Source organism: Simplicispira sp. GW247-4R2A (assembly GCF_059424465.1).
Genome location: NZ_JBWKZM010000001.1, coordinates 48,620 through 73,993, shown reverse-complemented (window position 1 = coordinate 73,993; position 25,374 = coordinate 48,620). Strand labels below are relative to the sequence as shown.

Genomic DNA, 25,374 nt, shown 5'->3' with positions numbered 1-25,374 from the left:
AGACGGGACGGAGCATCCCCCGCCGCAGTCCGCACGCCAGCCCAGGAACATGCCGGCCATCTAGAATCAGTCCTTCCCTGACCGCACGCCCTGCCCCGCCATGCTCAAGCGCATTCAAACCCGCGACCTCGTGCTCGGCATGTATGTGCAGGAGTTCTGCGGCTCATGGATGGACCACCCGTTCTGGCGGGCGAAGTTTTTGCTCAAAGAGCCGTCCGACCTGGCGCGTATTCGTGCCACCAGCATCACCGAATTGTGGATTGACACCGATCGTGGGCAAGACGTCGCCGCAGGCACGGTGACGCTCACGCAGGAAGAGGTCGAAGCGCGCATCGACACCGATTTCAGCGATCTGGCCGCGATGCACGCCATGGAAAGCACCGCCGCGGCCAAGCCGCGCCCAGCACCGATGGCGCCGCCGCGCCGCAACGCACCGGCCAGCATGCAGGACGAATTGCGCGCCGCGGCTGCCATTTGCAGCCGGGGAAAAGATGCGGTGATCTCGATGTTCAGCGAAGCCCGCATGGGGCGTGCGGTGGACGCCGCTCAGGCACAGCGCCTGGCGCAGGAAATCAACGATTCCGTGACGCGCAACCCAGGCGCGCTCATCAGCCTGGCACGGCTGAAGACGGCCGACGACTACACCTACCTGCATTCGGTGGCGGTCTGCGCGCTGATGGTGGCACTCTCGCGCCAGCTGGGCCTTAGCGAGGCGCACACGCGCAGCGCGGGCCTGGCCGGCCTGCTGCACGACCTGGGCAAGGCGGCGGTCCCGATCGAGGTGCTGAACAAGCCGGGCAAGCTCACCGACGAGGAGTTCGACATGGTACGCCGGCACCCCGTCGCGGGCTACGAAATGCTCAAGGAGGCCGGCCAGGTGGGCGCGCCGGTACTCGATGCCTGCCGACACCACCACGAGAAGATGGATGGCACGGGCTACCCGGACCGGTTGGCGGGAGAAAAAATCAGTCTCATCGCCCGCATGGCGGCGGTGTGCGACGTGTACGACGTGTACGACGCGATTACATCCGACCGCGCCTACAAACGCGGCTGGGACCCTTCCGAATCGCTGCGCCGCATGGCCGAATGGACCGGGGGACATTTCGACGCCCGCGTCTTCCAGGCTTTCGTCAAGAGCATCGGCATCTATCCCGTGGGCTCGTTGGTGCGCCTGGTGTCGGGTCGCCTGGCGGTCGTGACCGAACAGGGCAGCCGCTCGCTGGTCACCCCGAAGGTGAAGGTGTTTTACTCGACACGCTCCAACCTGCGCATTGCCCCGGAAATCATCGATCTCGGTGCCGTCGGGTGCAACGACCGCATCGCGGCGCGCGAAGACCCGGCGAAATGGAACTTCCCCGACCTCAACGCAATGTGGTCGGGCCTGCCCAGCCACGCCCCGGCATGAGCGCCATTCGCACGCTCACGCCCAATCCGGCACTGGACCTCTCGGCGCGCACGGCGAAGGTCGAGCCGACCCACAAGCTGCGCTGCAGCGACCTGCAGCGCCACGCCGGCGGCGGCGGCATCAACGTGGCGCGCATGCTCCACCGCCTGGGGATTGATGTGCGGGCCCACTACCTGGCCGGCGGCGTGGCGGGTGCGCAGCTCACAGCGCTGTTGGCTCAGGAGGGTGTGCCCGCGCAGTGCCAGCCCATTGCCGGAGAAACGCGCGAAAACCTGTCCGTGCTGGACAAGGCCAGCGGCCAGGAGTTTCGCTTCGTCATGCCAGGCCCGCAGCTCGCGCAGCAGGAGTGGCAGACCTGCCTGTCCGCCATGGCAAGCCTCCATCCGGCGCCGCAGTGGCTGGTGGCCAGCGGCAGCCTGCCACCCGGCGCGCCAGACGATTTTTACGCGCGCCTGGCACACCAGGCGCAGAACGCTGGCGTGGCCCTGGCACTCGACACCTCGGGCGCCGCCCTGGCGCGTGCGCTGGACGCGGGCGTAGCGCTGGTCAAGCCCAGCCTGGGCGAGCTGCGCAGCCTCACCGGCCTGCCGCTTGCCGAGCGACATGAAGCCATCGCCGCCGCCACCGCGCTGGTGCAGCGCGGTGCAGCGCGCATGGTGGCGCTCAGCCTGGGGGCGGAAGGTGCCGTGCTCGCTACTGCGCACGGCGTGTGGCAGGCACCCGCCGTGCCTGTGAGTGCGGCGCAAGGCACTACCGGTGCAGGGGACTGTTTTCTGGGGGGGCTGCTGGCAGCGTTGGTACGGGGAAAAACCCCGCCAGAGGCTTTGCGTTGGGCCACCGCCGCCGGTGCTGCCTCGCTGCTGGCCAGCGGCACGGCGCTGGCCAGTGCGGCAGATGTGGACAAGCTGCTGGACCAGGTAATGGTCTCGCCGATCGCTGCGGTATAGCCCCCGGCAAGCCCCCCGCGCAGCGGGTCAGCGCGGCGCCAACACCCAGCGGTTGCGCCCGCCAGCCTTCGCCTCGTACAGCGCGGCGTCGGCTTCCTCCACCAGGCGGCTGCTGCCATCTTTGTGGGGCGGCACCTGCGCGGCGACGCCCACGCTCACACTCACACAGGGCGACACCTGGGACGCGCCATGCACCAGGCCAAGCGCCGCCACATTCGCCACGACACGCGCGGCCACGGTGGTGGCGCCTTCGGCATCGGTGTCGGGCAGGATGACGGCCAGCTCTTCGCCACCGTAGCGTGCCACCAGGTCGGTGCTGCGCGTCAGGGTGTCCTCCACTGCACGCGCCACGGCCTGCAGGCACGCGTCCCCCTTGGGATGGCCATGGCAATCGTTGAACTGCTTGAAATGATCGACATCGATCATCAGCAAGGCCAGCGGCTGCTCGCGCCGAAATGCCGCGGCGCAGGCCTGCGCCAGACGTTCATCAAAATAGCCCCGGTTGGCGATGCCCAGCAGGCCGTCGGTGCGGGAGAACGCCTCCAATTGGAGATTGGCGTTGAGCAACTCTTCGTTGGCGTGCGCGAGCTCCTGGGTGCGCCCGGCCACACGCATCTCCAGTTGTCGGTTGACGTCGATCAGCCCGGCGTTTTGCTGCGCCAGTACATGGTAGAGCCGGGCGATCAGTTTGAGCAGCGCCTGCGTGGTTTTGCTCTCGGGGAAGTCCTTCTCGTTGCGCCATGCCTGCTCGGGCGTGGTGCCCGCGGCAATGGCCACGATCTGCCGCGCCAGCGCCTGGTCGGTTCCCAGGATGTGCAGCCCCAGCCAGGAGGTAAGAAATCCGATGATGGACTCGGCCGTGTCCGGCATGGAATGGCGCGCCGACCAGATGGTGCGGATCTGCTCGACAAAGTGCGCGTGCTCAGCCTCGTGCGACACAATGTGGCGCGGGTCGAGTCCCACCCCCCGCATCAGCGCTTCCTCATCGGCAAAGTGGTATTCGGTATAGGCCACCAGACGCGCAAACGTGTCGTTCAGCAGGGCCTCGCGATCGTCCAGATCGGTGCTCTGGAAGGTGCTGCTCAGTTCATTGAACAGATCCACCAGCGCGTGGTGCTGGACATCCACGTCCTCGACGCCTGTGATGAAGTTCTGGTCCCAGACAAAGGCATCCATGGGCGCTGTCCTTGAAAAATCGTGTGCCATTCAAGCTTACGCGCCCCAGGCGGTGCGCGGTTTGACACAATCGCGCCCTTTTCTCCTGATTTTCCCGATCTTTTCTAAGCGGGCCTGTTCAGCCCCTTGCCCTATGACGTCCCATTTGCCCGATTCCACCGCGCGCGCCTTCACCCTCAGCGATTTTGATTTCGACCTGCCCCCCGAGCGCATCGCCCAGCACCCTGCGCCCGAGCGCAGCGGCTCGCGCCTGCTCGATGGGCGCGGCAACGCCCCCTGCGACCGCATCTTCCGCGAACTCCCGGCCTTGCTGCGGGACGGTGACTTGCTGGTGTTCAACGACACCCGTGTCGTCAAGGCGCGCATCTTTGGCGAGAAGGACAGCGGCGGCAAGCTCGAACTGTTGATCGAGCGCGTGCTGACGGGCCACGCCGGCTGCGAGGTGGTGGCGCACATGAAGGTCAGCAAGAAGCCGCCCGTGGGCGCGCGCATCCACTTGGCGGGGGGCATGGCAGCCGGCGGTTTTGACGCCACGCTGCTGTCCCGCTGGCCCGATGCCGAAGGCCCGCTGTTTCGCTTTGCCTTGCACGGACCCGCTGGCGAGAGCGCCTGGGAGCTGATGGAGCGCTGCGGCCACCTGCCGCTGCCGCCCTACATAGCCCGCGACCAGGCCAGCGGCCACGACGCCGACGAAGCGCAAGACTCCGAGCGCTACCAGACGGTGTTTGCCCGTGCCCCCGGTGCGGTGGCGGCGCCCACCGCCGCCCTGCACTTTGACAACGCGGTACTCGCCGACCTGGCCGCGCGCGGCGTCGAGCGCGCCAGCATCACGCTGCACGTGGGCGCGGGCACCTTCCAGCCGGTGAAAACGGAGAACCTGGCCGAGCACCGCATGCACGCCGAGTGGTATTCCATCCCGAGCGCCACGCTGGCGGCGCTGGAGCGCTGCCGCCAGCGCGGCGGCCGCGTGGTGGCCGTGGGCACGACGACGGTGCGCACGCTCGAATCCTGGGCGCAGAGCGGGCTGGCCGAGGGCGAGACGCGCATCTTCATCACGCCGGGCTTTGCCTTCCAGGTAGTGGACCTGCTGCTGACCAACTTCCACCTGCCCAAAAGCACGCTGATGATGCTGGTCAGCGCCTTTGCCGGCTACGAGCGGGTGATGGCGCTGTACCGGCACGCGGTGGCGGGGCAGTACCGGTTCTTCAGCTATGGCGATGCGATGCTGCTGGCGCGCAGCGCGAGCGCGCCAGACCGGTAGCGGCCCGGCCTCTGCAGGGCGGCGATTGCACTATCGAAAAGATAGCTGCTAGCGCTTATGGGATATGCGCTAGCACCCTATTTCATTCAAATCTTACAGCCCCAGGTGCTGCGCCACGAAATCGGCGTCCTTGTCGCCCCGGCCCGAGAGGTTGACCAGGATGTTCTGCTCGGGCGACAGGGTTTTCGCCAGCTTCATCGCATAGGCCAGCGCGTGGGCGCTTTCAAGCGCCGGGATGATGCCTTCGGTGCGCGAGAGCGCCATGAAGGCGTCCAGGCACTCGTCGTCCGTCACCGCCTCATACTGCACCCGGCCCACGTCCTTGAGGTAGCAGTGCTGCGGGCCGACGCCAGGGTAGTCCAGGCCCGAGGCAATCGAATACACCGGCAGCGGCTCGCCGCGCTCGTCCTGCAGGTTGTAGCAAATGAAACCGTGGATGGCGCCTTTGGTGCCCAGCGTCATGGTGGCGGCGTGGTCGGGGGTATCCAGGCCACGTCCGGCGGGTTCCACGCCGACAAGCTGCACATCGGCATCGGGCAGGAATTCCGTGAAGATGCCCATCGCGTTCGAGCCGCCGCCCACGCAAGCCGTCACCACGTCGGGCAGGCGCTGGTGCTCTGCCAGGAACTGCGCGCGCGCCTCGCGCCCGACGATGCTCTGGAAGTCGCGCACCATCTTCGGGAACGGGTGTGGCCCCACCACCGAACCGATGGCGTAGAAGAAATGCACCGGGTCCAACATGTACTCTTCAAACGCACTGTCCACCGCGTCCTTGAGCGTGCGCGTACCGCGCGTGACGGGCACCAGCTTGGCGCCCAGAATTTTCATCTTGGTGACGTTGGGGTGCTCCTTGGCAATGTCGATCGCGCCCATGTGGATTTCGCAATCGATGCCCACCAGCGCGCAGGCCGACGCCAGCGCCACGCCGTGCTGGCCCGCGCCCGTTTCGGCCAGCACCTTGGTCTTGCCCATGTACTTGGCCAGCAGGGCTTCGCCCAGGCAATGGTTGATCTTGTGCGCGCCAGTGTGGTTCAGGTCTTCGCGCTTCAAGTGGATGTGCGCGCCACCCTGGCGATCGGACAGGCGCCTGGCATAAAAAATCGGACTCGGGCGGCCGACGTAGTGCGCGTACAGGTCGGTCAGCTCGTCCTGGAACGCCGCCGTCTTGCGGACCTCTTCGTAGGCGACGTTGATGCCGTCCATCACGGCCTTGAGCTCGGGCGGGAGGATCTGCCCCCCATATTCGCCAAAGTAGCCCTGGCTGTCGGGCATTTCCAGAAACTGCTGTGCCATGCGATGTCCCTCTGTGTGGTGAAAAAACTGTGAAATCTTAGAGCCTGTTTGTGGGCGCAGTTCTGCCAGCTAGGTGTTATTGATTCCGCCTCACAAAATTTGAGATCTCTCGCGACGACGAACCGCGCACGAACACAGGATGTTGTCGCAATCGACCCCACACGCCACACCCTCATTCACGCTGATTAGGCGAAACGATGCCGTACCTTTGCATCCGGCGGTAGACCGTCGCCCGGCACATGCCAAGACTGCGGGCAGTTTCCGTCACATTCCACTGATACTGGCGCAAGGCCCGCAGAAGTACGTCTCGTGCACTCTCGGGGGTTGAGGGCGCATAGGTCGGCACGCCAGGATCGATACCCAGCGACAACAGCCTGGGCGGTGGCAGTGCCGTGCAGATCGTCCCGGTGATTTCGGCAGGAAGATGCTGCACACCAATGGTCTCACCACCGCTCAAGGCCAGCGCGGCCCGCAAGGTGTTCTTGAGCTGGCGGATATTGCCCGGCCATGCATAGCCGGCCAACAGGGGCAGCACATCCTCGGAAAAACCTGGCGTGCAGCTACCCAGGTCACTGGCTTCGGCATGCAAAACCGCCTGAATCAGTGATTCCTTGTCCAACCGATCCCGCAAGGCAGGCAGCGCCAGCGTGAACCCCGCAAGCCGGTAATACAGGTCCAGGCGGAACGCTCCCGATGCCACCAGATCCCCAAGATCGCGGTGGGTTGCGCAAATGACTTGCAGATCCACGGGCGTGGGTTGCTCGGCACCCAGCGGCATTACCTCGCGCTCGGCGAGTACTCGCAGCAGCCGCGTTTGCAGGGCCAGTGGCATGTCGCCAATTTCGTCCAGAAACAAGGTGCCCTTGTGCGCCAGAAGTATCTGGCCACGCACCCCTTTGGAACGGGCTCCGGTGAACGCACCATCCCGGTAGCCAAACAGCTCGCTCTCGATCAGAGCCTCGGGAATGGCGGCACAGTTGAGTGCCACAAAGGCCTGGGCAGCGCGTTCGCTGGCTTCGTGCATGGCTTTGGCAAACGCCTCTTTGCCGGTGCCCGATTCGCCGTGCAGCAGTACAGGTAGCCCTTTACCCAGCACACGCAGCGCCTGCTGGACGTTGCGCTCCATGCGGGTATCGTCGCCTGCCAGGCGCCTCAGGGCTGCGCTTGAGGAGTCTGCACGCTGCGGTGTACAAATCGGCGCAGATAGGTTTGCCAACGGGCGGCGGCGCGGGTGACGTGCCAAGGCGAAACACTGGCTCCCCGAGTGCAGCAAGCGCAATGCGAACGGATCAAGCGTTGACTGTGTCAGAGCCTCCAGGGCGTCGAAGCGAATTCCAAACACATCCTCCACCCGGGCATGCGCAAAGGAGGCAGGCGTTGCCCCCACGTCCTGCAAAAACCGCTGGTTGGCTGCCACGATATGTCCGCCTTCGTCCAATGCAATTAGTCCCTCGGTCGCAACTTCCATGAACTCCCGCCGGCTGGAGATACGCAAGACCAGGAGGCGTTCGTACTGGCGCAGGAAGTTCGCGTTCTCCACCATGCGTGCGGTGTACTTGACCATCTGCAACACCAGGTGCTGGCTGCGCTTGTCGCCAGGGGACTGCAGTGCCGAGGCATCAAGCACGGCGAGAAGCTCGCCGTTGGGCGCAAGAATGGGCGCCGCGCTGCAGGTCAACGCATGGTTCAGTGCCCTGAAATGCTCTGTCTGGTGCACCGTGATCGGCTGTCGTTCGGTGGTTGCCAAACCCACGGCACAAGTGCCTTCCTTTTCCTCAGACCAGCAGCTTCCCAGGTAGAGGCCCGCGCGCCGCAGATCGCGGTCGATGACTGGGTTGTGGATGAAATCCACCGTCACCCCTTGCGCATCGGTCAGGAGCACGACATAGCCGGCATCGCGGATCTGCATGAACAGCGACTCGGTGCCGCTTCGTGCCACTGCGAGAAGTGGCTCTATCGGTGTGCGGTGCTCACGCACGGCGCTGACGGGCAGCACGCGCGGAGGGTCGCAGCGCCCCGGATCCAACTGGTAAAGACTGATCGAACGTTGCCGCGAACGTTCGATGATCACGTCATCGGCGTCTATCGACACATTGATCGGCGGGTTGTCCGGCCGAGCAAAGGCCGTGAAGCGAGAGGCCTGGGCCATGGTTCTGTCTCCTGCGGTGGGCGTCGTGGGCCCACACGTCATCTTGCGTCTGCTGTCATGGATGCTGCCCCATATTACGGCAATCACCATCCGCAACCTCGGAAGCGCCACCCCCCTTCAAACCGACGCGGGCGGCGCTACAGAGCAATGCGTCAGACTTAGCCAGTCGTCCAGCCGCCGAACAAGCGCCGCCGGTTGGTCCGCATGCACCCAGTGGCCAGCACCGGCAATATTCTCAAGAACGGCATCGGCAAACAGCGTACGGATCAGCGGCATGTGATGCTCACGCAGGTAACAAGAAGAGGCTCCGGCAATGAACAGCGCAGGCACCCGGGATTTGCGCTGGCGCACCGACACCGCAAAGCGCAGCAGCTCCGGCATGCTTGCGGCAATGCCGTGCCAGTGGATACGCCAGGCCCACCCGGCACCACGACGCACCAGGTTCTGCAGCAGCATGGCACGAAGGCGCTGCGACGGCAGGTAGCGGGCCAATTGTGCGTGCGCATCTTCGCGGCTGGTGACGCTGGACAGATCAAGCCGTAGCGCAGCATGAATCAGTGGCATGAATCTGTCGGGATATGTATCGGGCGCGATATCCACCACCGCCAGGCGACTTGTGCGCTGCGGATGGCGCTGCGCAAAGGCCATTGCGAGCTTGCCACCCATGCTGTGGCCCACCAGAGCTGCCTGCTCTATGGCATGTGCATCGAGCAGCTCACGCAGGTCCTCGCTCATCAGGTCATAGTCCATGCGCTCTGTGTGGGGAGATGCACCGTGGTTGCGCAAATCCACCGTCAGCACGCGGTAGCACCGCGCCAGCGGAACGGCTATGTGGTGCCACTGCGCGCACGAGCCAAACAGGCCGTGCAGCAGTAGCACCGGTTGGCCTGCGCCATAGCTGCGCCAGGCAAGCCGCACCGGCGGATGGCTGGCAACGGGGGGAAATGCAGGCCCGCCACCCACCGCTGTCCTTAGAGCTCACGCCGGTTCATGGCCCCGGCGATGTACTCGGCCTGGCGGATTGCCAGGGCGACAATCGTCAAGGTCGGATTGGCCGCGGAACTCGACGTGAACTGACTTCCGTCGGAGACGAAAAGGTTCTTCACATCGTGCGACTGGCCCCACCGGTTGACCACACCGTCGCGCGCCTTGGCACTCATGCGATTGGTGCCCATGTTGTGGCTGGCGGGATAGGCCGGCATATCGACCACGCGCGTGGCGCCCACTGCCTCCGACAGCTTGCGCCATTGCACCAGTCCGTGCGCTGTGATCCGGTCGTCATTTGCATGGTAGGTCTTGGTGACGATAGGTATGGGCAGGCCGTACTGATCCTTCTCGGTCGGGTGCAGCGTGATGCTGTTTTGCTCGCGCGCCAGGTCTTCCCCACAGACCCAGACGCAGCTCATGTGGTCGTACATCTCGAGTGCCGACGTCACATCACGGCCCCAGCCGCCGGGCTTCATGAACGCTGCGGTGTAGGGCAGGTGCAGCGCCAGGCCTTCAAGGTAGTAACCGCCGAAGAAACCTCGCTGGGTATCTGGGGCCACTTCGTCGGCGACCACGGCCGCAATGTCGAACCCACGGTACATATAAACCGGCTTGCGGTGGATGGCGACCGCTGCTGCCGTGGCATGGTTCATGTAGTTCCTGCCGACCTGGCCCGAGGAGTTGGCGAGACCGTCAGGGAACATGCTGGAGGCCGAGTTAAGCAGCAGGCGGGGTGACTCAATAGAGTTGCCGGCCACACAGACCACGCGCGCACTCTGCAACTGGCGTTTGCCGTCCTTGTCCATGTACAGGACGCCGCTGGCCTTGCCCGACTTGTCATGCACGATTTGCAGCACCATCGACTCTGGCCGAAGCTCAACGTTGCCAGTAGCCAATGCCCTGGGAACTTCGGTGTAGAGCGTGGACCATTTGGCGCCGATCTTGCAGCCCTGCATGCAAAAGCCGATCTGCTGACAGCCCGGTCGCCCGTCATAGGGAATCGAATTGGATGCGACAGGGCGGATGATTTGTTTGTAGCCCACCTTGCGTGCGCCAACGTCAATCACCTTGTAGTGGTTGTTGGGCGGCATCGCGGGCAGACCGCTGGCCTGGGTTCCCGTCACACCCATCTTCTTTTCGGCTTGGAAGTAGTAAGGCGCAAGATCCTTGAGGGTGATGGGCCAGTCCAGCACGTTGGCCCCTTCTACGGTGCCGTAGTGGGTGCGTGTCCGGAAATCGTGCTCTTGGAACCGAAGTGCCACGCCGGACCAATGGATGGTGGAACCACCCACGCCCTTGACGATCCATGCCGGCAGGTTGGGATAGGTCTTGGTGTGGTGCCATCCGCCTGCCGAGATACGCTTGTCCAGCCACGAAATTTTGTTGAACATGCCCCATTCATCGTTCTCGAAGTCGGCCTGTGTGAAATGTTTTCCCGCTTCAAGCACCACACACTTGACGCCGCGCTGCGCCAGTTCGTTGGCGAGTGTTCCGCCACCGGCGCCCGAGCCGACGATGACCACCACGCTGGTGTCGTCGAAGGCGAATTTTGTTTCTTTTGCCATGTTGTGTCTCCTGCTGAGGGTGCTGGCTCAGAGCCAGTCGAGGTCGTTGAAGCCGCGCGTGAGGTAGCCGCCCTTTTGCCAGGACGAGCCTTCGTAACCAAACAGCGGCCACAGCTCCTTGTTGTTGTAGAGACCGGTCACCAGGTCGCCCTGTATCTTTTTGAAGAAAGGGGTGCCTTCTATTGCCTGGAGCAGCACCACGCGTTCTGGCTCGGTGGGCACCTGCACATAGGGCTTTGCGTAGAGCTTCATTGCGCTCGCGTCGAGCGCTGCCACCCCGTCGCGAAGCAGGGCATGCAGCGCCGGGTCTTTCGCCGCCGCTGCGTCGTAGGGGGCCTCGGCATGCAGGTAGTACCGATCGGGCAGCTTGTCATGCGGAAAGATGTCGCGGGCCATGCGTACCAGGGTGTTCCCGGTCTCGGCGCCCAACACCGGGAAAGACTGCGCCTGCGCGCTCGCGGGCGCCATCGAAAGTACCGACAGCGGCGCCACCGTAGCGCCAAGGGCGCCAAGCCCGCTGCCACGCAGAAAGCTGCGGCGGGCGATCTGGGGCCGCTTGTCAAGCATGCGCATGGGCACAGCCGCAGGCGACGTGGTCTCCAGCGCGGTGGCGACGGTTAGACGGGAATCGTGGGTCATGATGAATGTCTCCTTGTTGTAAAAATCGCTACGTCACTGTGTGCAGTTCTGGCGTTCAAGCCGTCTCCTGAGAGCCTCTGCCACCGAGCGCTCCAGCGCCTGTGCATCAAAGCTGGCGTCAAGCTCCTCGCGGCAACTGCTGGTGAGCTGCGCCAGTTGCTGCGCATCGCCAGAAGCGCGTGCCAGCGTGCGGCACAGCAGCGCCCAGGGAGAAGCCTCCAGCAGCACACCCCCTACGAGCAATACGCCCGTGCGCTTGCGTACCTGTGCCAGCCCGACCAGCTTGCGGCCATCGGCTGTCAGCACTTCCCAAGGCGATAGGCCACCGAAGCAAGCCCAGTCCACACCTTGTGGCCGCTGCGGCGGACCGGTTGCCCGAAGGCTCTCGGGTGACACCGCGTGTGCACCAACCAGGCCAGCACCACGCAGCACCTGCGCCAGGTCTTCGCCCAGCCACCGGTAGCTGCCGACCGGGCCCGAGGTAGCCAGGGGATGGTCCGGCGGCAGAGCAACCGACAACCCCAGCATCCAGGGCCCCGTCAGCACGGCGCCACCACCAGAGGCACGAACCAGTACCGGCATCCCCACCAACTCATCGGCGCCGGAGAGGAGGCGCCGCTGCGAGCAACCCAGCACCACCACCGGCTGTGCATAGCGCCACAGGCGCCAGGCAGGCAGCTGTACCGGCTCGGCCAGCTGCTGCTCATTCCATAGCTGCTCATGCACGGCCATGGGGAGGTCGCCTATGGCACGCTCATAGTCCATCGCAGGTTTCCAAGTGCTCACGCACACTGCGCAGGAACAGCGCCGCGGGATGGCCGTCCACCGCCCGGTGGTCAAACACCAAGGTCAGGGTGCTCATGGGAGCGATCGCAAGCGACCCGTTGCGCACAACAGGCCGGTCCGTCACGCGGCTCAGACCCAGGATGCCAACTTGGGGCGGGTTCAGGATTGGCGTAAACCAGTCGATTCCCGTCATGCCAAGATTGGTGACGGTGAAGCTGCCGCCCTGGTAAGTTTTGGGCGGCAAGCGGCCGTCGCGGGTGCCTTGGGCCAGCTCCCGTGACGCCGTCGCCAGCTGCTCGATGGACAGGGTGTCGGCATTCCGAATCACCGGCACCGCCAGGCCGTCACTCAAGGCGACGGCCAGACCCAAGTGAATCGCACTTGCACGCTCGATGCCACCCTCACGCATCCAGGCATTCAGCGCAGGGTGCTCGCGCAGCGCCAGCGCCACGGCGCGCAGCACCAGCGAAGTGACCGTCATGCGCAGCGGCGCACCGGGCGCCGCCTGGCGCTCTGCCAGCAGCGCCAAGGCGTGCGACAGATCAACTTCGGCACCCATGGCAACGCGCGGCGCCTGCCAGCCCGCCGTCATATTGCGCGCGATGCTGCCGCGCAGGCCCTTGAGCGCAATCAACGGCGCAGGCTGCCGGGATTCGGCAGACTCAGCAGATTCGGTATCGGTGGCCACTGCGCTCATTGGAGTGTCGCCAGTGCCTGGCCTGGTTTGAAGGTCTCTTCTGCGGCCACCAGAATCTTCCCGATCACGCCATCCATCGGCGCCAGCACTTCATGATTGGCTTTGACGACCACCACGCTGACAACTGGCTGCCCTGCACTGACGTGGTCCCCCTCTTTCACCAGCCAATCCTCTACAAGGGCTTCGGTGCCGGGCTCTACGTCCTGCCAGGCTTCAGCGTTGAGCACAATTGCAGTCATGCGGACGCTCCTTCAAGCTGGGGCGCCCCCATCAGCCGTTGCGAGGCGGCGACGATGGCCTCGACCTGCGGGATCACAAACTGCTCCAATGGCCGGCTATAGGGGATCGGCACATCGGGCACTGCCAGTCGGCACACAGGGGCCTTCAGCTTCACCGTGTCCAGGTTCTCGGCAATCAACGCGGCGATTTCGCCGGAAAGGCCGAAACTCAGGTAGTCCTCATCGGCCACCAGCAGGCGACCCGTCTTGCGCACCGACCGCAGCACGGCCTCACGATCAAGCGGCACGACCGTGCGCAGATCAATCACCTCGGCCTCAATGCCGGCAGCGGCCAGCTGTTGCGCCGCAATCAGCGACTTCTGCACCATCTGGCTGAGGGTCACGATGGTCAGGTCGCGGCCCTCGCGCACCACATTTGCCTGACCGAACGGAATCACGTAGGGTTCCAGCGGAACCGCATTTGTGCTGCCCTCGAAATACGACATCCATGGCAGCCCCATGATCCCTTTGTGGAACAGGAACACCACCGGGTTGTCTTCGCGGATGGCCTGGGTCATCAGCCCCTTGGCGTCATAGGCGTTTGAGGGCACCACCACCTTCATGCCAGGCATGTGCGCAAACGTTGCGTACAGGCATTGCGAATGCTGCGCCGCGTCGTTGTAGCCCCCGCCGATAGCGGCCATAAGCACCATAGGCAGACGGATATTGCCGCCCGCCATGTAGGTGTTCTTGGCCATGTGGTTGTAGATCATGTCCATGCACACACCGAAAAAGTCGACAAACATCAACTCGGCAATCGGGCGCATGCCTTCGGCTGCGGCACCAATTGCCGAACCGATGAACGCTGTTTCCGAAATCGGGGTGTCCATGATGCGGTCCTTGCCATATTTGGCGAGCAGGCCACCGGTGGCACTGAAAATGCCTCCGTACTTGGCCACGTCCTCGCCCATCACAAAGACCTCGTTGTCGCGCTCCATCTCCTGATCGATGGCCTCCGAGATGGCTTGCGCCATGGTCAGCTTGCGTGCTGTCTGGGTAGTCATATCGCGTCTCCTGTTCTAAGTGATGGCGGTGTCAGGAGAAGACGTGCATCAGCGCGTCTTCCGCCTTGGGATAGGGGCTGGTGCGACCGTATTCGTAGGCCTCTGCGATGCGTACGCCGACACGCGCTCGCAGCGCCTTGTCCGCAGCGTCGTCCAACAGCCCTGCGCGTCGCAGGTGCTCACCCAGAAGCGGAATGGGGTCGTGGCGGCGCAAGGACTCCACCTCGCCTTTAGGGCGGTAGGTTTCTGGATCGCCTTGGAAATGACCGAGATAGCGGTCGGTCTTCACCTCAAGCAAGGTCGGACCGTCACCGCGCCGCGCCCGCTCAATCGCGGCACCAGCAGCCGCATACACCGCCAGCGCATCGTTTTGCTCCACCAGCACACCAGGCATGCCATAGGCGGCGGCGCGACTGGCATTCCAGGCGACTGAGGTGGATTCAGACTTCTCGACTGAGATGCCGTACTTGTTGTCTTCGCACACAAACAGCACCGGAAGCTTCCACAGCGCGGCCAGGTTCATGGACTCATGAAAGGCGCCCTGGTTGGCCGCCCCTTCGCCGAAAAAGGCCACAGCCACCCAGTTCTTGCCACGCTTCCTGGCCGCAAGGGCCGCGCCACAGGCCGGCGGCATGCTGGCACCGACGATGCCACTGCAACTGAACTTGTGCGCGGGATCGAAGAGATGCATGTGCCCCCCCTTGCCACGCCCCAAACCCGTATCCTTGCCAAATATTTCCGCCGTCATGGGCTTGAGTGGAACGCCCTTGGCAATGGCAAAGTGATGAGGACGGTGCGAGCCCACCACCGTGTCATCGTCGTGAAGATGGGCGCAGACGCCCACGGCCACAGGCTCCTGCCCGGCGGCCAGGTGCATCTCACCGGGTACCGGTCCGGCGCCGATATCAAAAGCCAGACCCTTCTGGATGTGCGGGGGCAGCTTGCCTTCTAGATAGATCCGGGCCATCGTCTCTTCGTATTCCCGGATCTCTATCATTTTTTCGTACATCCAGAGTTGTTGCTCCGTAGTCGCATTCATATCGAGATCTCCGTGTCGTTGTCTAAGGATTCCCCGCACGCGCTTACCGGCGGAGACAGTGCGCTGAAAGGGCCTGTGCCCGTGTTCTGCACAGAGGACTACGCAATGGGCATGCCATCTGCAGCCAACAGGTCAAATTGGCGGGAAAACCCTGAGACAAAAGGGTCAAAAGACGCTGTTTGGCGTCAGCCAGAGCGTGTTTCTGGCATGGCTGATCCGGGTGAGAGCCATGCAATGCGACATGGCATTGCGACATCTGCTCCACCTGTCGCAGCGCGACGCGACAGGTGTCGCCGCCACGAGGAAGATCCGCTGGATGGCTGCGACAAGTCGGCCGGAGCATCCCTTTGAACACTTCCTGTCCGTTTGGCAGGGCCCTGCGACGGACACAGAACGCATTGACACTCGAAATATGTCAATCCCTCATCCACTTAATGCGCAGAAAGTAAAGATTGCGCCTCTATGTCCGGACTTGATGTGGCGCGAGTCATGGTCCCGGATGGGATTGGCTGGCGAATGTCCTATGGGTTTGGCGCACCTACGGTGCACGGCAGATCAACGACAGGTACGCGCAGGAACCATGCGGGGCACCGCCCCCATGGCGGGAGGCTGGTTGGCGGAAGGCAGTTCCACGCAATAGTCGCCCCACGGCCCCGACACCTTCGTGGTGCGCGAGCCCCCAGGGCCACGCAGGTCGCGCACCACGGCCTCCGCGCCCATGGTGGCGGGCACTTCCCCTGCCCAGGTCTGTGGCGCATGGCCCAGCCCTTGCCGGCGCTGCCAGACCCTCTCCCGCGCCAGCGCGAGCGCCACTACGTCTGGCCCAAGAACGGCCTGCAGTTGCGCAGCAGAAGCGGGCAGGCTTTGCGCTGATGCTGATGCTGACGCTGCTGCTGCTGCGGCGGCGGCGACCACTGGCGTCTCCCTCTCAGGGCTTGCGGTGGACTGGCGCACGCGCCCCCTTGGAAGCGGCCGGACGATGGCCACCGTGGCACGCCTCATGGCCCTCGGCGCTGCGGAGCGCGCCCCGGCCGCTTCGCCAGTTTCGCCCGGCACAACCCCGGCAGCCGGTGCGGGCACAGGCGTGGGCGTGGGTGCCAGCGCCACCCACAGCATGGCCGGGGGCTGCATCTGCGATTCAGTCGGCAGGACGGACTGGGGCACCAGCGTCCGCCACAGCACCGCCAGCCCGACGCCATGCAGCATCAGTGACCCAGCCACCGCCCAGACCAGGCGCTGGCGTGCCGGGACAGCGCACGCCTGTTTACTGCTGCGGGGAACCACTCGCCAGACCAGCCGGTGGCGCCGCCCCTTCATCGGGAATCCAGGTCAGCAGATCCCCTGGCTGACACTGCAAGTAGCTGCAGATGGCGGACAGGGTCTCAAATCGCACGCCCTTGACCTTGCCGCTCTTGAGCAGGGACAAATTGGCCTCGGTAATGCCCACATGGGCCGCGAGATCTCGCGACTTGACCTTTCGACGCACAAGCATCTCATCCAGCGTGACAACTATCGCCATGGGTGGGTGTCCTGGATGAATTACACGAACGCGTTGGCTTCGGCCTGCAGGCGGCAGCCCTCAGCCAGCACATGGGCCAGCAGCAGCATCATGAGCCCCACCACCAGCATGCTCATTTCAAACGAACCCAGGCCCAGCACAATCAGCCCGCCGTTCTGCCCGGACGCGAGCCACGACAGCAGCGCCGTCACCCCCATCTGGTAGAGCAGCGAGGTCACAAACATCGCCAGAAAACCCCAGCCGACACCACGAAATCCGCGCACCACCACGGTCCCGAACACCTCTCCCGCCAAAAAGGCACGGCAAATGCGGTGCACGCACCACACGGCATAGAACATGGCCAGTGCGGGGATGCACTCGAGCCCCACCCCCACCCAGCGCCACGGCAGGTCCATGGACTGTGGCGGCGTCAGGCCGGCCAGCAAGGCCTGTGCAGGCACCACGGTCAGAGGCATCCAGCCAGCCCAGCCGCCCTCCTGCCCAATCGCCGCCCAGCGCGCCAGCGAAATCCCGAACGACACCAGCGCACACACCCAACTGGCAACCAGCAAACCCCAGGCGAGGCGCCGAAACGAGGGCTCCTGCACCGGCGAACCTTGAGAGGTCATGGAAGGAAACATGGTGTGCACCTGATGAAATTTCTTTAAAACAATAATAATATACTGTTTTACAGAAATACCATCGAACAATGGCCTTGGACCTGCCCATCCCACCCGATCGCAGCGAGCATCCGCCCGCGCGGCAGACGGCCTCTGCGCTGCACGCCCTCTGGCGTGTCTTGCCAGCGCTTGCCATGGCGTCGGCCGTGCTGGCCGCCTGTGGCAGCGTACCCGTAGCCTCGCTGTGGAAACTGCGCAAGCTCAACCTGGAGACGCTGGACCCCGCAGCGCTGCGCGCCGCGGTGGTGCACCGGCCCGGCGTGCAACTCCATGGCCAGGGTCTGGTACTGACCGTGAGCGTGTCGCGCAAGCTGCGCCAGCCCAACGGCGGCACCGTGACCGAGCAACTGGAGGAAAAACTCCCCCTGCAGGAGCTGCGCAGCACGGCCGAACGCAGCCTGCTGGCAGAGTACGACGGCCCCCAGACCTCAACGCAAGTCTGGCGCGTCGACCCCGCCGCCCTGCCCCGGTTGCAGGCCCTGCGTGCGAGGGCACTGGGCTGGAAAGGAACGGATGGCGGGCAACGCGCGCTGGGCCTGGGACTGGAACTGGCTGGCTGCCAACAAAAGGGCGCTCACAACCGGGCCGTGACCACCCTGATCCGCTTTACCGAGCCGGGCGAATACATCCCCATCGTGCGCAACATGGATCTGGCCGAAACCATGTCCGCAGCAGATCTGAAACAACGGTTTCCAGACTGCCCCGCGGGCTGAGATCCTACGGACTCGCGGTGCCTTCAGCCCCCATGCGCCAGGCGAAACGCCCGCGCCTTGCCGAAATGCCCGCAGCCGATGAAGGGCACGGGCGGGCGCAGGGCCGACAGGGGCGACGGATGGTTGGCACACAGCACCAGGTGCTGCGGGGCGGTGATGAGTGCGCGCTTGGATTGCGCGTGCGCGCCCCAGAGCATGAAGACCACCGGCTGCGCCTGCGCGGCGACGTGGGCGATCAGCGCATCGGTCAGCAGCTCCCAGCCGCGCCGGGCGTGGCTGCCGGGGCGGCCTTCTTCGACGGTGAGGGTGGTGTTGAGCAGCAGGGCGCCGCGCTCGGCCCAGGCCACCAGGCTGCCGCCGGGCACCGGAAACGCGGGCGGCGGCTGGCCCAGATCGCGCTCGATTTCCTTGAAGATGTTGCGCAGCGAGGGCGGCAGCGCCACGCCCGGCGCGACGGAAAACGCCAGGCCATGCGCCTGCCCCCGGCCATGGTAGGGGTCCTGGCCCAGGATGACGACGCGCACTTTCTCAGGCGGCGTGAGCTCGAGCGCGCGCAGCGGCTGCGGCGGGAAGATGCTGGCGCCGGCCGCCAGGCGCTCGCGCAAAAAGGCCAGCAACCGCACGCCAGCGGGCGAGGCAAAGAAGCCATCGACCAGCGGCTGCCAGCCTGGCGCCACCGGCCAGTCGCGCGGGTCGGCGCTTTGCAGTTGGTCTGGCGCTTGGCAGGCGGTATTTTTCATGGTCAAAATAGCCTCCGGAGCTTATTCCATAAGCGCAAGTAGCTATTAATTTTATGGATCATTCCCCTAATGTCGCGCTGCGCGGGAGCTATGAAACTGACGCGGCCCAGGCCAGCGGCCACCTTGCAAGGGCCGCCCCGACGCACTGGTGGCGTCCCCCTGCCCGCATCACATAGCGATGCGAGAGCGGGGCGGAAGGTGCGCAGCGACTCAGGGGGGTGTTCCACATCACGCAAACAGCTCGGCCAGCGCCAGCCCCGGTTCTTCGGCCCGCATGAAGGCTTCGCCCACCAAAAACGCCTGCACGCCAGCGGCGCGCAGCAGCGTCACATCGGCGCGCGTGGCCACGCCCGATTCGGTCACCAGCAGGCGCCCGGCCGGCACCTGCTTTTGCAGATCCAGCGTGGTCTGCAGATTGACTTCGAAGGTCTTCAAGTTGCGGTTGTTCACGCCAATGAGCGGGGTTTGCAGGCGCAGCGCTCGCTCCATCTCGGCAGCGTCGTGCACCTCGACCAGCACCGCCATGTCAAGCGCGCGGGCAATGGCTTCAAAGTCGCGCATCTGCGCATCGTCAAGGCAGGCGGCGATCAGCAGCACCGCATCGGCGCCGATGGCGCGCGACTCGTACATCTGCCATTCATCGACCATGAAATCCTTGCGCAGCACCGGCAGCTGGCAACTGGCGCGCGCCTGCTTCAGGTAATCGATGCGGCCCTGGAAGTACTGCCGGTCGGTCAGCACCGAGAGGCAGGCGGCGCTGACCTGGCCGTCGCCCTCCGAATAGCTCTGGGCAATATCGGCGGGCTCGAAATCGGCGCGCAGCACGCCCTTGCTGGGGCTGGCCTTTTTCACCTCGGCAATCACCGCGGCCTGGCCCCGCGCGATTTTGCCGCGCAGCGCGGCCTCGAAATCGCGCGTCAGCACGCGGCTCTCGGCGTCCTGGCGGATGGTGGCCAGGGGCGTGCGCTGCTTGGCTTGTGCGATTTCTTCGTGCTTGGTGGCGACGATTTTTTGCAGGATATCGGACATGTTCAAAGTGTGGGGGCTTGGGCGTGGGTGAAGGTGACGAGCTGGTCCAGACGCTGCTTCGCCGCGCCACTCGCCAGCGCCTCGCGCGCACGCGCCAGTCCGTCGGCAATGGATTCGGCAACGCCGGCCGCATACAGCGCAGCGCCTGCGTTCAGGCAGACGATGTCGGCCGCCGGGCCTTCTGCGCCGCCCAGCACGGCGAGCAGCATGTCGCGCGATTGCTCGGGCGTCTCCACGCGGAATGCCCGGTTGCTGGCCATCGCCAGGCCAAAGTCCTCCGGGTGGATTTCGTATTCCCGCACCTGGCCGCCCTTGAGTTCACCGACCAGCGTGGCCGCGCCCAGGCTGATTTCGTCCATGCCGTCGCGACCATAGACCACCAACGCGTGCTCGGCGCCCAGGCGCTGCAGCGCGCGCACCTGGATACCGACCAAATCCGGGTGAAACACACCCATCAGGATGTTGGGCGCGCCCGCCGGGTTGGTCAGCGGCCCGAGGATGTTGAAGATGGTGCGCACACCCAGCTCACGCCGCACCGGGGCGACGTTTTTCATGGCCGGGTGGTGGTTGGGCGCGAACATGAAGCCGATGCCGACCTCGGCAATGCTGCGCGCGATGGCCGCGGGCGGCAGGTCGATGCGCACGCCGAGCTGCTCCATCACGTCGGCGCTGCCGGACTTGCTCGACACGCTGCGCCCGCCGTGCTTGGCGGTGCGCGCACCGGCGGCGGCGGCGACAAACATGGCGCAGGTGGAAATGTTGAAGCTGGCCGCGCCGTCGCCGCCCGTGCCCACGATGTCCACCAGGTGCGTGGTGTCCGCCACCGGCACCTTGGTCGAGAACTCGCGCATCACCTGCGCGGCGGCGGTGATCTCGCCGATGGTTTCCTTCTTCACGCGCAGGCCGGTGATGATGGCCGCCGTCATGACGGGCGAGAGCTCGCCCCGCATGACCATGCGCATCAGGTGCAGCATTTCGTCGTGGAAGATTTCGCGGTGTTCAACGGTGCGCTGCAGCGCTTCCTGCGGGGTGATGGACATGGGGGCGTTCCTTTCTGTAGGAAGGGGTCAGTACACCGCCGTGCCGCTGGCGGCGGGCACGGCAGCACGGTCGGGCGAATGGGCGAAGAACTGCCGCATGCAATCGAGCGCGTATTCCACGCCGGCGGCATCGACATCGAGGTGCGTGACAAAGCGCAGGCCGATCAGGCCGGTGGCGCGCACGCCACGCTGCTGCAGCCAGTCGAGCAAGGCCGGGCCACGGCCGTCCGCCACATCGACAAATACGATGTTGGTGCTGGCCGAGCGCACCTTGAGGCCGGCTATGCCCTGCAGGCCGCCCGCCAGTTGCTGCGCCAGGGCGTGGTCTTGTGCCAGCCGATCTACATGGTGCTCCAGCGCATGCTGCGCCGCAGCGGCCAAGAAGCCGGCCTGGCGCATGCCGCCACCGGCCATTTTCCGAATCCGCCGCGCCCGCGCGATGAGCTCGCGCGAGCCGCACAGGGCCGACCCGACGGGGGCGCCCAGGCCCTTGCTGAAGCAGACCGAAAGGCTGTCGAAGTGGCCCGCGATCTCGCCGACCCGCGCAAGGGCGCTCTGGCCGGGCGCGGCGGTTGCCACGGCGGCGTTGAATACGCGCGCGCCATCCAGATGGGTGGCAAGGCCGTGCGCGCGGGCAAGCTCGGTGGCGCCGCGCAGGTAGTCATCGGGCAGGACGTGGCCGTTCCAGGTGTTCTCCAGACACAGCAAGCGGGTGCGTGCGAAATGCGGGTCGTCGGGCTTGATGGCGGCGGCAATGTCGGCCAGCAGCATGCGGCCCTGCGCGTCCTGCACCAGGGGTTGCGGCTGCACGCTGCCCAACACGGCCGCACCCCCGCCTTCGTAGCGGTAGGTGTGCGCGTTCTGGCCCACGATGTACTCGTCGCCGCGCTGGCAATGCGCCAGGATGCCGCAAAGGTTGCTCTGCGTGCCGCTGGGCATGAACAGCGCGGCCTCTTTGCCGGTAATGGCGGCGATGCGCTCTTGCAAGGCATTGAGGGAAGGGTCGTCGCCAAACACGTCGTCCCCGACCGGCGCGGCCACCATGGCGGCGCGCATGGCGGCCGTGGGCTGCGTGACGGTGTCGCTGCGCAGGTCGACCTGTCGAGTGGAGTTGGTGAGGTTGGTGGGGGTCGTGCGGCTCATGTCGGCTCCAGAAAATGCTTCCACAACGCGTGGCAGTGCCCGCACCTCATGCGGCGGCGGGCAGGTCGCTCAGCGCCAACCGCACCCCGAAACCGATGAACAGCGTGCCGGCCACGCCGTCCAGCCAGCGCATGCCGCGCTGCAAGGCCCCCGCGCGCCGCGCGGCCCACGCGGTGGCCAGGGCCCAACCGCTGTTGACGAGCGTGCTGTTAAAGGTAAACAAAAGACCCAGCGCCAGGAACATGGCGCTGGCGTGCGCGCTGCCCGGGGCAATGAACTGCGGCACGAAGGCCAGGAAGAACAGCGCCACCTTGGGATTGAGCACATTGGTGAGAAAGCCGCGGCGAAACACCGTGGACAGGTCCACATCCGGCGCGGCGGCGGCGCTCGTCCCCGGAGCGGTGCGCTCGCCGCGCAGGGCGGCGCGCAGCATGCGCGCACCGATCACCACCAGGTACAGCGCCCCGACCAGCTTGAGCACGCCAAACGCCGTGGCCGACGCGGCGACCAGCGCGCTGACCCCGACGGCCGCCGCCGCCACGTGCACGCAGCAGCCTGCCGAAATACCGAGCGCCGCCACCACGCCGGCGCGGGCGCCACGGCGCGCGGCGTGGGCGATGATGAAGAACACGTCAGGCCCCGGCGTGAGGTTGAGCAGCAGGCCTGCGGCGACAAACAGCAACCATTGGTGAGCAGCCATAAGGGTCAATCCAAAAGTTTTGGTGTTTTTGGCCTCTAGCGCTTATGCAGCAAGCGCTTCCAGCTATGATTTCGGTAGTTCATCAGCCCCTTGGAGCAGGAAGTTGCGCAGCAGCGCATGCCCGTGCTCGGAGAGGATGCTCTCGGGGTGGAACTGCACACCCTCGATGGGGAGCTGCTTGTGGCGCACGCCCATGATTTCGCCATCCTCCGTCCAGGCGGTGATCTCCAGCACCTCGGGGCAGCTCGCGCGCTCGATGGACAGCGAGTGGTAGCGGTTGACCGTGAACTGGCGCGGCAGCCCGGCGAACACCCCCGTCTGCGTGGTGGTGATGACGCTGGTCTTGCCGTGCATGAGCTGCTGCGCGCGCACGATGCGGCCCCCGAACGCCGCGCCGATGGCCTGGTGGCCCAGGCACACACCGAGAATCGGCAACCGACCGGCAAAGTGCGCAATGGCCGGCACCGAGATACCGGCCTCCTGCGGCGAGCAGGGGCCGGGCGAGACCACCAGCCGGTCCATGGCGCCGGACGCAAGGCGCGCATCCAGATCGGCCAGCGTGACTTCGTCGTTGCGCACCACTTCCACGTCGGCGCCCAGTTCGCCGAAGTACTGAACGATGTTCCAGGTGAAGCTGTCGTAGTTGTCGATCATCAAGAGCTTCATGCGCTTTCTCCCTGGGCGGCGTGGCTGCGCAGCCGCGCGAATTCGCGTTCCTCGAAGGCGATGCAGGCCTCCATCAGGCTGCGGTAGATCTGCTCGATGACGTCGCTGTCACCGCCTTCCTTCGAGGCCGCGCGGCGCACGCGCTGCACGATGTCTTCGATGCGCGCCTCGTCCCGCACCTGGCTGGCGCGCTGCTTGATGCGCGCGGCCTGCGTCATGTAGCCGACGCGCTCGACCAGCAGCGGCACCAGCACGTCGTCGAGCGCATTGATGGCGCGGCGCACGTCCTGCATGTCCTGGCAGGGCTTCACTTTTTCGATCGCGCGTGTCATTCCAGGCCCTCCTCGACCAGTTCTGCGGCGCGCAGGATGGCGCGCGCCTTGTGTTCCGTCTCGCGCCATTCGAGCTCGGGCACCGAATCGGCCACCACGCCGGCCGCGGCCTGCACGTACAGCTCGCCGTCCTTGACGATGGCGGTGCGGATGGCTATCGCCACGTCCATATCGCCCGCGTAACTCAGATACCCGCAGGCGCCGCCATACAGGCCACGTTTGGTGGGTTCCAACTGGTCGATGAGCTCCATGGCGTGCACCTTGGGCGCGCCGGTCAGCGTGCCGGCCGGGAAGGTGGCGCGCAGCACGTCCATGTTGCTCATGCCGGGCTTCAGAATGCCTTCGACGTTGCTCACGATGTGCATGACGTGGCTGTAGCGCTCCACCGCAAAGGCCTCAGTCACTTTCACGGTGCCGGTCTGGGCGATGCGGCCGATGTCGTTGCGCGCCAGGTCGATCAGCATGACGTGCTCGGCGCGCTCCTTGGGGTCGTTGATCAGCTCCTGCTCGGTGCGCTTGTCCAGTTCGGGCGTGGCGGCGCGCGGGCGCGTACCGGCCAGCGGGCGGATCGTCACCTTCTCGCCGGCATCGGTTTTCTCCTGGCGCACCAGAATCTCCGGGCTGGCCCCCACCACGTGGCTGTCGCCAAAGTGGTAGTAGTACATGTAGGGGCTGGGGTTGAGCGAGCGCAGCGCCCGGTAGAGCGACAGCGGACTGGCATCGAAGCGCTTGTGGATGCGCTGGCCCACCTGCACCTGCATGAAGTCGCCGCCGGCAATCAGCTCTTTGGCGCGCTCCACGGCCGCCAGGTAGTCCGCCTTGGCGAAATCGCGCTGCGCCGGGTGGCCCTGGCTGGCCTGCACCTGCGGCGCGCTGACCGAATAGCGCAATTGCTCGCGCAAACTGCGCAAACGCTTCTTGGCGCCGCTGTAGGCCTCGGGGCGCGCCGGATCGGCGTAAACGATGAGGTAGAGCTTGCCCGACAGGTTGTCGATAACCGCCAGCTCTTCACACTGCAGCAGCAGGATGTCGGGCATGCCCAGGGTGTCGGGCGGGCAGCTGTGCTCCAGCTTTTTCTCGATGTGGCGCACCACGTCGTAGCCAAAGTAGCCCGCGAGGCCCCCGCAGAACCGGGGCAGGCCCGGCCGCAGCGCCACCTTGAAGCGCTTCTGGTAGGCCTCGACGAAATCGAGCGGGTTGCCGGGCGCGCTTTCGAGCACCTGGCCGTCGGTCACCACTTCGGTCACCGCGTCGGCACCGAAGCCGCGCGAGCGCAAGAGCGTGCGCGCCGGCAGGCCAATGAAGCTGTAGCGGCCAAAGCGCTCGCCGCCGACCACCGATTCGAGCAGGAAGCTGTACGCGCCATTGCCTTGGGCATGCGCCAGCTTGAGGTAAAGGGAGAGCGGGGTTTCGAGATCCGCAAACGCCTCAATCATGAGGGGAATGCGGTTGTAGCCTTCGCGAGCGAGGCTGTGGAATTCAAGTTCAGTGATCACGGAGGTGTCCTGCCAAGGCGGCAGGCGGGCCAGCAGGCTGGCGCGCCGGGGTTCATCGTAGGGGGCCTGGAGGCCCCCGGGGCGGGCACCAGGCAGCAGGCCGGACGCTCT

Annotated in this window: 26 protein-coding genes; 4 read left to right on the top strand and 22 right to left on the bottom strand. The window is 65.4% G+C overall.

Annotation, left to right across the window (positions count from 1 at the left end; genetic code table 11):
• The first annotated feature begins 100 nt into the window (after positions 1-100).
• Together AC07ZH_RS00350 and AC07ZH_RS00345 are read left to right on the top strand one after the other, a co-directional pair.
• Positions 101-1,405, top strand: a complete 1,305-nt coding sequence (locus AC07ZH_RS00350; protein WP_495198080.1) for an HD-GYP domain-containing protein — start codon at positions 101-103, stop codon at positions 1,403-1,405.
• Positions 1,402-2,352 (top strand): 1-phosphofructokinase family hexose kinase, encoded by a 951-nt coding sequence (locus AC07ZH_RS00345; RefSeq protein WP_495198079.1) that lies wholly within the window; start codon positions 1,402-1,404, stop codon positions 2,350-2,352. The genes AC07ZH_RS00350 and AC07ZH_RS00345 overlap by 4 nt, the downstream gene beginning before the upstream one ends.
• 27 nt (positions 2,353-2,379) lie before the next feature.
• On the opposite strand, the gene AC07ZH_RS00340 is transcribed toward AC07ZH_RS00345, so the two are convergent.
• Positions 2,380-3,528 (bottom strand): GGDEF domain-containing protein, encoded by a 1,149-nt coding sequence (locus AC07ZH_RS00340; RefSeq protein WP_119109376.1) that lies wholly within the window; start codon positions 3,526-3,528, stop codon positions 2,380-2,382.
• Between the two features lie 133 nt (positions 3,529-3,661).
• Here AC07ZH_RS00340 and queA point away from each other — a divergent pair, with 133 nt between their 5' ends.
• Entirely contained in the window at positions 3,662-4,789 is a 1,128-nt protein-coding gene (queA, locus tag AC07ZH_RS00335; RefSeq protein WP_495198078.1) for a tRNA preQ1(34) S-adenosylmethionine ribosyltransferase-isomerase QueA, read from the top strand.
• Between the two features lie 93 nt (positions 4,790-4,882).
• On the opposite strand, the gene trpB is transcribed toward queA, so the two are convergent.
• The 13 genes from trpB to AC07ZH_RS00270 form a co-directional block, all read right to left on the bottom strand.
• The gene (trpB, locus tag AC07ZH_RS00330) at positions 4,883-6,082 is read right to left on the bottom strand and encodes a tryptophan synthase subunit beta (protein ID WP_119109378.1); all 1,200 of its coding nucleotides are present in this window, start codon (positions 6,080-6,082) and stop codon (positions 4,883-4,885) included.
• 172 nt (positions 6,083-6,254) lie between these two features.
• On the bottom strand, positions 6,255-8,231 hold the full coding sequence (locus AC07ZH_RS00325; RefSeq protein ID WP_495198077.1) for a sigma-54-dependent Fis family transcriptional regulator: 1,977 nt from the start codon (positions 8,229-8,231) through the stop codon (positions 6,255-6,257).
• Between the two features lie 117 nt (positions 8,232-8,348).
• Complete coding sequence (locus tag AC07ZH_RS00320; protein WP_495198076.1) at positions 8,349-9,149, bottom strand: alpha/beta fold hydrolase; 801 nt, start codon at positions 9,147-9,149, stop codon at positions 8,349-8,351.
• Between the two features lie 53 nt (positions 9,150-9,202).
• Positions 9,203-10,783, bottom strand: a complete 1,581-nt coding sequence (locus AC07ZH_RS00315; RefSeq protein ID WP_495198075.1) for a GMC family oxidoreductase — start codon at positions 10,781-10,783, stop codon at positions 9,203-9,205.
• Between the two features lie 27 nt (positions 10,784-10,810).
• Positions 10,811-11,422, bottom strand: a complete 612-nt coding sequence (locus AC07ZH_RS00310) for a gluconate 2-dehydrogenase subunit 3 family protein (protein ID WP_495198074.1) — start codon at positions 11,420-11,422, stop codon at positions 10,811-10,813.
• 33 nt (positions 11,423-11,455) lie between these two features.
• The gene (locus tag AC07ZH_RS00305) at positions 11,456-12,208 is read right to left on the bottom strand and encodes a lipoyl protein ligase domain-containing protein (RefSeq protein WP_495198073.1); all 753 of its coding nucleotides are present in this window, start codon (positions 12,206-12,208) and stop codon (positions 11,456-11,458) included.
• On the bottom strand, positions 12,177-12,905 hold the full coding sequence (locus AC07ZH_RS00300; RefSeq protein WP_495198072.1) for a dihydrolipoamide acetyltransferase family protein: 729 nt from the start codon (positions 12,903-12,905) through the stop codon (positions 12,177-12,179). The genes AC07ZH_RS00305 and AC07ZH_RS00300 overlap by 32 nt, the downstream gene beginning before the upstream one ends.
• The gene (locus tag AC07ZH_RS00295) at positions 12,902-13,144 is read right to left on the bottom strand and encodes a lipoyl domain-containing protein (protein WP_495198071.1); all 243 of its coding nucleotides are present in this window, start codon (positions 13,142-13,144) and stop codon (positions 12,902-12,904) included. The genes AC07ZH_RS00300 and AC07ZH_RS00295 overlap by 4 nt, the downstream gene beginning before the upstream one ends.
• Complete coding sequence (locus tag AC07ZH_RS00290) at positions 13,141-14,187, bottom strand: alpha-ketoacid dehydrogenase subunit beta (protein ID WP_495198070.1); 1,047 nt, start codon at positions 14,185-14,187, stop codon at positions 13,141-13,143. Before AC07ZH_RS00290 ends, AC07ZH_RS00295 begins: the two co-directional genes overlap by 4 nt.
• Before the next feature lie 31 nt (positions 14,188-14,218).
• Positions 14,219-15,226: a thiamine pyrophosphate-dependent dehydrogenase E1 component subunit alpha gene (locus AC07ZH_RS00285; RefSeq protein WP_495198069.1), complete on the bottom strand. Its 1,008-nt coding sequence runs from the start codon at positions 15,224-15,226 to the stop codon at positions 14,219-14,221.
• Between the two features lie 555 nt (positions 15,227-15,781).
• Positions 15,782-16,543, bottom strand: a complete 762-nt coding sequence (locus AC07ZH_RS00280) for a hypothetical protein (RefSeq protein WP_495198068.1) — start codon at positions 16,541-16,543, stop codon at positions 15,782-15,784.
• Entirely contained in the window at positions 16,491-16,745 is a 255-nt protein-coding gene (locus tag AC07ZH_RS00275; protein WP_119109380.1) for a helix-turn-helix domain-containing protein, read from the bottom strand. Before AC07ZH_RS00275 ends, AC07ZH_RS00280 begins: the two co-directional genes overlap by 53 nt.
• A 20-nt stretch (positions 16,746-16,765) precedes the next feature.
• Positions 16,766-17,365, bottom strand: a complete 600-nt coding sequence (locus tag AC07ZH_RS00270; protein ID WP_495198067.1) for a DUF2975 domain-containing protein — start codon at positions 17,363-17,365, stop codon at positions 16,766-16,768.
• 68 nt (positions 17,366-17,433) lie between these two features.
• On the opposite strand from AC07ZH_RS00270, the gene AC07ZH_RS00265 reads away from it, so the two are divergent.
• Complete coding sequence (locus AC07ZH_RS00265; protein ID WP_495198066.1) at positions 17,434-18,117, top strand: hypothetical protein; 684 nt, start codon at positions 17,434-17,436, stop codon at positions 18,115-18,117.
• Positions 18,118-18,140: 23 nt separating this feature from the next.
• Here the strand turns inward: AC07ZH_RS00265 and AC07ZH_RS00260 are convergent, their stop codons facing one another.
• From AC07ZH_RS00260 to trpE, 8 genes are all read right to left on the bottom strand, one after another.
• On the bottom strand, positions 18,141-18,857 hold the full coding sequence (locus tag AC07ZH_RS00260; RefSeq protein ID WP_495198065.1) for a uracil-DNA glycosylase: 717 nt from the start codon (positions 18,855-18,857) through the stop codon (positions 18,141-18,143).
• A gap of 228 nt (positions 18,858-19,085) precedes the next feature.
• Positions 19,086-19,886: an indole-3-glycerol phosphate synthase TrpC gene (trpC, locus tag AC07ZH_RS00255; RefSeq protein WP_495198064.1), complete on the bottom strand. Its 801-nt coding sequence runs from the start codon at positions 19,884-19,886 to the stop codon at positions 19,086-19,088.
• Between the two features lie 2 nt (positions 19,887-19,888).
• Positions 19,889-20,926, bottom strand: a complete 1,038-nt coding sequence (gene trpD, locus AC07ZH_RS00250; RefSeq protein WP_495198063.1) for an anthranilate phosphoribosyltransferase — start codon at positions 20,924-20,926, stop codon at positions 19,889-19,891.
• Positions 20,927-20,953: 27 nt separating this feature from the next.
• On the bottom strand, positions 20,954-22,069 hold the full coding sequence (ltaE, locus tag AC07ZH_RS00245) for a low-specificity L-threonine aldolase (RefSeq protein ID WP_495198062.1): 1,116 nt from the start codon (positions 22,067-22,069) through the stop codon (positions 20,954-20,956).
• Positions 22,070-22,115: 46 nt separating this feature from the next.
• Entirely contained in the window at positions 22,116-22,769 is a 654-nt protein-coding gene (locus AC07ZH_RS00240; protein ID WP_495198061.1) for a LysE family translocator, read from the bottom strand.
• A 63-nt stretch (positions 22,770-22,832) separates the two neighbouring features.
• Entirely contained in the window at positions 22,833-23,435 is a 603-nt protein-coding gene (locus AC07ZH_RS00235; RefSeq protein WP_119109387.1) for an anthranilate synthase component II, read from the bottom strand.
• Positions 23,432-23,767: a chorismate mutase gene (locus AC07ZH_RS00230; RefSeq protein ID WP_495198060.1), complete on the bottom strand. Its 336-nt coding sequence runs from the start codon at positions 23,765-23,767 to the stop codon at positions 23,432-23,434. The genes AC07ZH_RS00235 and AC07ZH_RS00230 overlap by 4 nt, the downstream gene beginning before the upstream one ends.
• The gene (trpE, locus tag AC07ZH_RS00225; protein ID WP_495198059.1) at positions 23,764-25,263 is read right to left on the bottom strand and encodes an anthranilate synthase component I; all 1,500 of its coding nucleotides are present in this window, start codon (positions 25,261-25,263) and stop codon (positions 23,764-23,766) included. Before trpE ends, AC07ZH_RS00230 begins: the two co-directional genes overlap by 4 nt.
• Positions 25,264-25,374 lie beyond the last annotated feature (111 nt).

Excerpts from the sequence above, each read along its gene's own strand:
- queA (WP_495198078.1), top strand. The coding sequence starts at position 3,662 with ATGACGTCCCATTTGCCCGATTCCACCGCGCGCGCCTTCACCCTCAGC.
- AC07ZH_RS00285 (WP_495198069.1), bottom strand. The coding sequence starts at position 15,226 with ATGAATGCGACTACGGAGCAACAACTCTGGATGTACGAAAAAATGATA.
- trpB (WP_119109378.1), bottom strand. The coding sequence starts at position 6,082 with ATGGCACAGCAGTTTCTGGAAATGCCCGACAGCCAGGGCTACTTTGGC.
- trpC (WP_495198064.1), bottom strand. The coding sequence starts at position 19,886 with ATGTCCGATATCCTGCAAAAAATCGTCGCCACCAAGCACGAAGAAATC.
- AC07ZH_RS00290 (WP_495198070.1), bottom strand. The coding sequence starts at position 14,187 with ATGACTACCCAGACAGCACGCAAGCTGACCATGGCGCAAGCCATCTCG.
- AC07ZH_RS00340 (WP_119109376.1), bottom strand. The coding sequence starts at position 3,528 with ATGGATGCCTTTGTCTGGGACCAGAACTTCATCACAGGCGTCGAGGAC.
- AC07ZH_RS00265 (WP_495198066.1), top strand. The coding sequence starts at position 17,434 with ATGGCCTTGGACCTGCCCATCCCACCCGATCGCAGCGAGCATCCGCCC.
- AC07ZH_RS00300 (WP_495198072.1), bottom strand. The coding sequence starts at position 12,905 with ATGAGCGCAGTGGCCACCGATACCGAATCTGCTGAGTCTGCCGAATCC.
- AC07ZH_RS00325 (WP_495198077.1), bottom strand. The coding sequence starts at position 8,231 with ATGGCCCAGGCCTCTCGCTTCACGGCCTTTGCTCGGCCGGACAACCCG.
- AC07ZH_RS00350 (WP_495198080.1), top strand. The coding sequence starts at position 101 with ATGCTCAAGCGCATTCAAACCCGCGACCTCGTGCTCGGCATGTATGTG.
- AC07ZH_RS00240 (WP_495198061.1), bottom strand. The coding sequence starts at position 22,769 with ATGGCTGCTCACCAATGGTTGCTGTTTGTCGCCGCAGGCCTGCTGCTC.
- AC07ZH_RS00260 (WP_495198065.1), bottom strand. The coding sequence starts at position 18,857 with ATGAAAAATACCGCCTGCCAAGCGCCAGACCAACTGCAAAGCGCCGAC.
- AC07ZH_RS00235 (WP_119109387.1), bottom strand. The coding sequence starts at position 23,435 with ATGAAGCTCTTGATGATCGACAACTACGACAGCTTCACCTGGAACATC.
- AC07ZH_RS00345 (WP_495198079.1), top strand. The coding sequence starts at position 1,402 with ATGAGCGCCATTCGCACGCTCACGCCCAATCCGGCACTGGACCTCTCG.
- AC07ZH_RS00275 (WP_119109380.1), bottom strand. The coding sequence starts at position 16,745 with ATGGCGATAGTTGTCACGCTGGATGAGATGCTTGTGCGTCGAAAGGTC.
- AC07ZH_RS00280 (WP_495198068.1), bottom strand. The coding sequence starts at position 16,543 with ATGAAGGGGCGGCGCCACCGGCTGGTCTGGCGAGTGGTTCCCCGCAGC.
- ltaE (WP_495198062.1), bottom strand. The coding sequence starts at position 22,069 with ATGAGCCGCACGACCCCCACCAACCTCACCAACTCCACTCGACAGGTC.
- AC07ZH_RS00295 (WP_495198071.1), bottom strand. The coding sequence starts at position 13,144 with ATGACTGCAATTGTGCTCAACGCTGAAGCCTGGCAGGACGTAGAGCCC.
- AC07ZH_RS00270 (WP_495198067.1), bottom strand. The coding sequence starts at position 17,365 with ATGTTTCCTTCCATGACCTCTCAAGGTTCGCCGGTGCAGGAGCCCTCG.
- AC07ZH_RS00315 (WP_495198075.1), bottom strand. The coding sequence starts at position 10,783 with ATGGCAAAAGAAACAAAATTCGCCTTCGACGACACCAGCGTGGTGGTC.
- trpD (WP_495198063.1), bottom strand. The coding sequence starts at position 20,926 with ATGTCCATCACCCCGCAGGAAGCGCTGCAGCGCACCGTTGAACACCGC.
- AC07ZH_RS00230 (WP_495198060.1), bottom strand. The coding sequence starts at position 23,767 with ATGACACGCGCGATCGAAAAAGTGAAGCCCTGCCAGGACATGCAGGAC.
- AC07ZH_RS00310 (WP_495198074.1), bottom strand. The coding sequence starts at position 11,422 with ATGACCCACGATTCCCGTCTAACCGTCGCCACCGCGCTGGAGACCACG.